The sequence below is a fragment of the Betaproteobacteria bacterium genome, assembly GCA_016791345.1.
Taxonomy (GTDB): Bacteria; Pseudomonadota; Gammaproteobacteria; order Burkholderiales; family JAEUMW01; genus JAEUMW01.
This window is the reverse complement of sequence record JAEUMW010000375.1, coordinates 1-4,870: the sequence shown is the minus strand read 5'-3', so window position 1 is coordinate 4,870 and position 4,870 is coordinate 1. Positions and strand designations below refer to the sequence as shown.

Here is a 4,870-nt window from a genome sequence, read left to right as displayed (position 1 = left end):
CCCTTGCCCGGTGACGATGAGATTCGACGGTTTGACATCGCGATGGACGACGCCGCGGTCGTGGGCAAACTCGAGGGCTTGCAGCAGCTGTGACATGAGCGCGACGAGCAGCCCGAAGTCAAAGGTCGCCCGGCGACCGAGGTACTCGCGCAGACCGCTGCCCTCGACGTACTCCATCGCGATATACGCGACATCGTCATGCTCGCCGTATTCGTAGACGCCGACGATGTTCGGATGGAACAGGCGTCCGGCCGCCCTGGCCTCGTTTCTGAACCGGGCCATGTACTGATCGACGAGCTCGGGCTCAACCGTGTCACGGCGGATCGTCTTGATCGCGACGAACCGTTCGATGTGCGGATCGAACGCCTTGTACACGACCCCCATCGCGCCCTTGCCGAGGACACCCTGGATTTCGTACTTGCCGAGGCGCTGCGGGTCGGTCATCGAGAACGGGTCGTCAGCGGGAACGTCATCAGGCGTCGAGCATTTTCATCGCCTGGACGAGACTCGCCTTCATGCGGCCCATGGCTTCCGTCAGCACGCCGATCTCATCCCTGCTATGTGATCGGAATTCACCTGCCTCCATATTGCCGAGGCTCACCTGGTCGGCGATGCCGGCAAGCCGCGTGACGCGCCGGATCACCATCGTGTAGAGCATTACGTTGAGCAGCACGAAGATGGCGACGAAGACGAGCGCGAGCGAGCTCATGAATTGCGTGAAAGTCTGTTGCGCACGTGCGATCGGCACCGCCATCGGCACCGAGACGATCTGGGCACCGATGATCTCCTGCATCTTCCAGCCAAAACCATTGGCGTTGCCGTAGAGATCGATCATGGTCCGTGGCGCGACTTCGACCGTGCTGTGGCATTCGAGACAGGTTGCGCTCTTCACCTGGATCGGGCGCGCGAGATACAGGGAGCGGCCGGTCGGCGTATCACGTTCGCCCACCATTTCGCCACGGGTCGGCGTCTGGCGGAATGCGTTCACGATGTCGGCCTCCCAGTCGGTCGCCCGGTTGCGTGGATTGGACGGGTTGAGTGTCGCTTCCTTGTAGGCGTAGTCCGGATGGTTCGCGCGCAGTTCGTTGAATTGCTCGGTCGCTGCGTAGGCCGGCACCGACTGCGGGAGGAACGCGTACTTGAGCTGAGTCTCCAGCAACGGCTTCACCTGGCTCGTCGTGTAGTTACGCGAGGACAGCGCCGCTTCCATCATCAATCGCGCGTTCTGCAGGATTTCCTGGCGCGCGTTCTCCTGCAGCGCGTGGTACGAAACATAGCCGGTCACCGCGAAGCCGAGCAGGAAAATTCCGAAAAGCACGAGATTGAACTTCCAGATCAGCTTCACGGGGCCTCCTTGCGTGCGGGGGGAACAGCGTCGTGCCTGGGTGCGTATTTCTCCGGGTGCAGTTTTCGGTCCCAGGTTGGATAGCGCGCCAGATGCGGTTCCACCGCCTTGCGAAACGCAGGGTCGCGCAGCCGACTCGTGAAGCGCTTCTCGAACAGCGCGCGGTCGCGGCTGTTGAGCCACGGTTCGGCTTCGGCGTAGGTGATGTCGTGATCGGCGGTAAGCGCCGGTGCGGAAGCAAACCTGCCGGCAAGTCGCGGCAGCGCGTCGATGAAGTGCCGCGGGATCGCGTCGACGAATGCCTTCGGGGCACGTGACTGTGAGGCCAAGGGCCGGTCCGGCTGCGTCGCCCAGAACTCGCCGCGCTTCACGTCGCGAGCAGCGGCGGCTGCACCATTTGGCAGGAACTCGATCAAGCGCGCCGTTCCCGATTCGATGAACAGCTCAAGCGATGGCCCTGTTGCGCGCAATACCAGGACGGCGTTTGTCGTGACGATTTCGGTCGTCGTCGTGCGCACGCGCATCTCCGGTGAGTTCGTTGCGACCTTGAGCCAACCCCGCGGCAGCGTCAGCGTGGGTGATCCGGGTGTCGTGCTGGCCGCCGGGCGGGACAAGTACAGCGACCCGGTGCCTGCGAGATTCAAGGCATTGCCGGCGGTGAACTCCATCTGCACCTGTGCTCGCTCACCTGCCTCGATGATGTCGCCATCCTCCACCCGCGCGCCCGGCACGAGCCTGTACCAGGTGACACCACGGAGCACCAGCGGCTTGCCTTCAACGAGCGTGGCAACGCCGACTTCGGCCGCATGCGCGGCCGCCGCGTGGACCACCAGTACCCAGACCAGCAACCACGCTCGAAGCGGTTTCATCGGAATCTGCCACACCTGCGAAGCAAATGCCGGTAAACCGGCGCCAAGACGGCGTCGACGATACTAGGGCGGGGTGCCCGAGGCGTCAACGCGAAAAGTGCCACGTAGGCCGTAAGTACTGGATGGAAACTCGGGTCGACCGCGTACCGCACTACAGCGGTGCGCAGTGCACCGATGCCGACCCATCCAGGGGCGACCGCACAGCCTACGAGAAGGTCAGGACCACCATGGAGAAGTCGTCCTCCAGCGCGGTGCTTCCCGCGCGTTCGCGGACTGCCCGATGCAGGCGCACGGGTTCCGGCGTGCCGGGTGTCATCGGCTCGAGCAGCAAAGGGACGAAGTCGGCGATGCCCCATTGCAGTCCGTCGCCGGTCACGATCTCGAACACACCGTCGCTGAAGACATAGAGCTTGCTGCCGAATGGAACCTCGATGCGGTCTGTCTTGAAATCGAAGTCGTCCGTCACGCCGACCACGATGTTGGCGGTCATCAGGGGTAGCGCTTGGTTGCGCTCGGGGAGCACGAGGAAGCCGGGGTGATGACCGGCGGAGCAGAAGACGAGGGTGCGTGCACGAATGTCATAGACGCCGTACCACAGCGTTGCATACATGCCGCCGTGCCGGTCCATCTGAAACATTCCGTTGAGCCGCTTGAGCACCGCTGCGGGGTTCCGGAAGTCGGTGTCGGGCAATGCCTGCTGGCGCAGCGCGTTGATCATGGATACCGCGTGCAGCGCAGCTCCGGGCCCATGACCGCAGACATCGATCAGGTAGATCGCGAAGTTGTCGGGGTCCACGGAGTGGTAGCCGAATGCATCGCCACCCAGTCGGTTGGACGGCAGCAGGATCCATTCGGTCGAGACGGGACCTTCGGTAAGTTCCGCCGGCAGTAAGGACTGGACGTAACGGCCGGCGCTTGCGAGCTCGCGCTCCAGCCGTCGCGCCTCCTCCAGTTCGCCGCGGCTGCGTGATTCCAGCTTCAGGCGGTGGTCGCCGACCTCCAGCCGCGCGCCGCTTGCCAGGGCGACAGCGCCGCTCACGCGCTTGCCGTCGATGAATGTGCCATTGGTCGAACCAAGGTCGGTGACGACGACAGCATCGAGGACTACGCTGACACTGCAGTGGCTGCGCGACACCCGCCGGTCGGTCAGCACTAGGTGCGCGGGCGGTAGGCGGCCGAGCACGACGGGGTCCGCTCCCAGCTGGATCCCGCTGCCACGCTCGCTCCCCTCCACCACGACGAGGTAGTGGATGCGCTCGTCTGCATCGTCGGCGACGCGAGGACGCGGCCCGCCCTCACCGATGACCACGGTCGAGTCGTCGGGCGCCTTCTCCGGTGCGGGCAGCGCCTCCTGTGGATCGGTCGGCGCCGTTCCCTTCGCTCCTGACGGCTTTCTGAACCAGGCCACCTTGATCTTGCTCTGATCAGTCCGCTTGAGCGACCGCGACCATGGACTCTCCGCGATTTGCCGGCCGTTTCGACTGCGCAGGTGCCACGCCGCGCAGGATGGCCAGGCGCTTGGCGGTGATCGCCGCCCACTTGTCGAAGGCGTCCTTGGCGTAGGACCAGCTCGTGAACGAGTTGAGGTAGCCGCTTGCCCAGGTCTGGGCGGCGCCGGTGACGCTCGCGTTCATGGCCGCTGCATACTTGCGGCCGACTTCGGTGTCGCGGCACTCGCCGAGGATCTTGCCCGTCACGCCGTCGCGGAACTGGACTTCGATACCGGTTTCACCGAGGTAAGGGGTCGAGCCGGCGGGAAGGCCGGTGGCCACGCCGGAGGCTTCTTCCGCGACGAAGCCGTAGGGGACCGCCGTGCCGAGAAGGCTCTCGTCGACACCGGTCGGTATCAGGTCTGTGAGGGCGATACGCATACGCAGGACGCCGGGCCCGGGTTGGTCGACGACCTGCATCTGCGGCGTCAGTGCCTTCACCAGAGCGTTGTGGAAATAGTCGACCAACATTTTGAGATCGGTCGGATCGACACCCTTGCCTTCGGTACCCGGCTTCAGCATGACCTGAATGCGCTCGATCAGGATCTTGTTGTAGAGCTTCAGATCGACGTTTGGACCGCGCCAGCACTCGACACCGCCGCCGCCAGACACGGGTCGAAGTGCAGCGTAATCGGTGAGGAATCCGGTGTGGGTCATGCGCGTGGGGTCGCTCGCGGTGACATCGGTACCGCTTCCCATGATCGTGGATTCCGTGGATGCGCAACCGGCAAGCAGGAATGCACCGGTGAAGATGCACACCGGAGCGAGGCGGCGCACTATTCGATCGCTTCTGATCATTTCTGGGTCTCTGTGGGGAAAGGTCTAGATTATCCGACAGGGCAACCGATGCATCTTCGTGCGGGGCCGGTGTGACTGAAAAAATTTCTTACTTGCCGTATTGACCTCGAAATTGCCGACCGTATAATTGCGCCCTTTCGTCGCGCGGGCGACATCGTTCTTTAACAATTTGTAGCCGATAGGTGTGGGTGCTAGGTGCTTTGAGGGCACTGGTGGTTGGGGTATTGGGGTGGCTTGATCCGGGGTAACTGGATGGGGTGCCTGGGTGCCTGGGCTGCTGGGGGACTTCGAGAGGCATTGGAAGTACTCGCACGGTAAGAGGAACCTGTCTCTGGGGCTGGAAGGTCCTGGGGTGGGTTTAGCTTTGT

Annotated in this window: 5 protein-coding genes; all 5 read right to left on the bottom strand. The window is 63.5% G+C overall.

Annotated features, from left to right (window positions below):
- The coding region (locus JNK68_14595; GenBank protein ID MBL8541573.1) for a serine/threonine protein kinase at nt 1–444 on the bottom strand (444 nt) is incomplete at its 3' end.
- Nucleotides 445–472: 28 nt separating this feature from the next.
- A complete protein-coding gene (locus JNK68_14590; protein ID MBL8541572.1) occupies nt 473–1,345 on the bottom strand; it encodes a DUF3365 domain-containing protein in 873 nt (290 codons plus the stop codon).
- A complete protein-coding gene (locus tag JNK68_14585) occupies nt 1,342–2,214 on the bottom strand; it encodes a hypothetical protein (protein ID MBL8541571.1) in 873 nt (290 codons plus the stop codon). The genes JNK68_14590 and JNK68_14585 overlap by 4 nt, the downstream gene beginning before the upstream one ends.
- A gap of 205 nt (nt 2,215–2,419) precedes the next feature.
- Nucleotides 2,420–3,622, bottom strand: coding sequence for a SpoIIE family protein phosphatase (locus JNK68_14580; GenBank protein ID MBL8541570.1), 1,203 nt, complete (start codon nt 3,620–3,622; stop codon nt 2,420–2,422).
- A 16-nt stretch (nt 3,623–3,638) separates the two neighbouring features.
- On the bottom strand, nt 3,639–4,502 hold the full coding sequence (locus tag JNK68_14575) for a DUF3313 domain-containing protein (GenBank protein ID MBL8541569.1): 864 nt from the start codon (nt 4,500–4,502) through the stop codon (nt 3,639–3,641).
- Between the last annotated feature and the right edge of the window lie 368 nt (nt 4,503–4,870).